Source organism: Heliobacterium chlorum, assembly GCF_014502795.1.
Lineage (GTDB): Bacteria > Bacillota > Desulfitobacteriia > Heliobacteriales > Heliobacteriaceae > Heliobacterium > Heliobacterium chlorum.
In genome coordinates, this window is record NZ_JACVHF010000075.1 from 1 (window position 1) to 2,489 (window position 2,489).

Below are 2,489 nucleotides of genomic sequence, written 5' to 3' on the forward strand. Positions count from 1 at the left end.
CGCCTCCTCTCGAATTGATTGAGGAACAACTACAATTCCATTTTATGGGTTTAGGAGCTTTGGTGTGAACGAAAAAATGACCGCCGGGAAAATCAATCCCAGCGGTTAAACATGTTCGGTTTGGTCATTTTGATCACCATCATCACAATCCTCGGTACCCACTATTACTTTATGAAAAATTGACCCATTTTTGTGTTCTGTTCTAAGTAATTTAGCTGTTATGGTTTTTTATCCCTCACAGGCAGCATCAATGCCCTTTTATTGCAATTGGGGCACTTCACATAGCGACGGAACAACAAATGGAGCGAAAAAATATATCTTAGGATAGATACCTTAAAAGACTGACCACAGTTTGGACATTCAAAGTGGGTCTTTCTCGCTCGAACAGCAACTATGGCGAGCACTATGATAATAATAATAAAGGCTTTTAATCGATTCATTTTATTTCCTTTCCTCCGATTATTTTAATAAAATTATGCCCAGCTTCGAATTCATACACATGGCCAAAATCTTACTCCATAACATTAACTTCACTTCCCGCCCCACACGAGATAACCTACACCTGCCTCCTAGAAATCAGTTGATCAAACGAAGGAGCAGGTGTTTTTTCATGACCTCTCAACGTAACAAACCTGGACAAGGTTCCGTCTACCAACGCAAAGACGGCTACTTTGTAGCCCAAGTCCACATCGGTCAAGACGACAACGGCAAAGCGAAGTACGCTCGTCGAACTTTCAAAACAGAGGGCGAAGCCCTACAGTGGCGTGACCAAGCTTTAGTCGAGTATCGGCAAGGTATCTTCGTAATCCCATCGACAGTAACCTTCGGCGAGTGGCTCGACATCTGGCTTGAACAATATGTGAAACCTAACGTGCGTCCTAAAACTTGGGAGTCATATGAGTACATTACCCGGCTTCATTTGAAGCCCAAACTGGGCAACGTGAAGGTACAGGCTTTGCAGACTACCCAGCTTCAAAAGCTATTAAATGAAAAAAGACAGTCCGGATTATCAACCAGAACGGTCGAACTGATTCTCACCACTGCCCGAACTGCCCTCAAACAGGCCATTCACGATGAACTAATCAGCAAGAACATCGCCGACCACGTTCGTAAACCTAAACCTTCTCCCAAGCAGATCAGCATATTCACCGTAGATCAAATGAAGGAATTCATGTTCGTAACCGAGGAGGACCGTCTATGGATCGCTTTCAAACTGCTGCTCGGAACGGGAATGAGGGTAGGGGGAGTTGCTTGCTTTGAAGTGGGGCGATATTAATCTTGAACGTGGCCATATTGACGTGACCAAGGGGACCGTACTGGTGAAGAACGAGAACGGTCCCAATAGGACCTATCAGATAATCCAAGAGCCAAAAACAAAAAACGGCTATCGGAGGATTCCGATAACCGAGGATTTGGTCCGGCAGCTTAAACGATGGCAGGTACTGCAATACATTGAGCAAATGGCAGAGGGGGAGGAATACGAGGATGACGGTCTGATCGTGACAACCAAGAAGGGTCGGATGGTCTCGCAGCGGAACTTGGCCACGAAATTCCATCGACTGTTGGATAAGGCTGAGATTCCGAAGACTAATCTGCATTCACTAAGGCACACATATGCGACCCGACTGCTGGGGTTCACCCGAAGGTGGTTCAAGAACTGTTGGGCCATGGGAGTATAAGGATTACGCTGGATACATACAGCCACGTCTTACCGGTCGTTAAGAAACAGGCCATCGACAAAATAGAGGGGATGTTGAGTCCGAGGAAGATAGGGTAGGTTGTCTGCTATAAATCAGAGCTAACAAAAAAGCGTGGCCGTCGGCCTACGCTTTCTCTTACTTACTCTAGATTTTACGTTTATAAACAGAGTATCCGGTCTCATCATCTTCAATACGCATTTCAAATTCCCAATCCGGATGGTCTTTCAAATAATCGTATATAACTGAACCTAATACTGAATATTTGAAGTGACTTTCTTCGTTTTTAGGAAGCAGTGGAAATGCTCTACGAAGACGTGATGCCCATGAATCACCTAGAATACCCACGATTTCATAAGCCCATCGGTTACTGAAAATCCGATCATCCGTGCTTGTTTGAACCTTTTGTACAACTACCTGTTTGGCTTCGTTAATTAGCATTGGATCTGCTTTATTTACTGCATTTAATGTTCTTTGATAAATCGGGGCAGTTTTTTTCTTCAGAAAAAACGCCTCTATTAACATTCTTAGCGGTTAAGCAATAAACGCCAAGCCTATTCTAATATATTTTGAATAGTTTATGCTACATAATTTCCCGTAAAAGGGAGGCGTTATAAATCTGTCGACGACACACAAACGCAAAAAACCGCCGTCAGCACACTGCCTCCGTCGGTTTCCCTGCGTACCGGGCCATTTCAACCCCATGGCTTCACCGTAAGCGTCTAATAGTTCCCACATAGTAAGGAAAAAAGGTTCATGAGATAATCATCCCCAGAAAACGAAACGGGGATG

General features: G+C 44.3%; 3 protein-coding genes. 2 read left to right on the forward strand and 1 reads right to left on the reverse strand.

The window, feature by feature from the left end; translation table 11 throughout:
• Positions 1-610 precede the first annotated feature (610 nt).
• Positions 611-1,276, forward strand: a complete 666-nt coding sequence (locus H1S01_RS19885; protein WP_188042123.1) for a site-specific integrase — start codon at positions 611-613, stop codon at positions 1,274-1,276.
• Entirely contained in the window at positions 1,257-1,679 is a 423-nt protein-coding gene (locus H1S01_RS19890) for a tyrosine-type recombinase/integrase (RefSeq protein WP_188042124.1), read from the forward strand. The genes H1S01_RS19885 and H1S01_RS19890 overlap by 20 nt, the downstream gene beginning before the upstream one ends.
• A 165-nt stretch (positions 1,680-1,844) precedes the next feature.
• On the opposite strand, the gene H1S01_RS19895 is transcribed toward H1S01_RS19890, so the two are convergent.
• A complete protein-coding gene (locus tag H1S01_RS19895) occupies positions 1,845-2,222 on the reverse strand; it encodes a hypothetical protein (RefSeq protein WP_188042125.1) in 378 nt (125 codons plus the stop codon).
• Positions 2,223-2,489: the final 267 nt, after the last annotated feature.

Coding starts and splice junctions, on each gene's coding strand:
- H1S01_RS19885 (WP_188042123.1), top strand. CDS start 611: ATGACCTCTCAACGTAACAAACCTGGACAAGGTTCCGTCTACCAACGC.
- H1S01_RS19895 (WP_188042125.1), bottom strand. CDS start 2,222: ATGTTAATAGAGGCGTTTTTTCTGAAGAAAAAAACTGCCCCGATTTAT.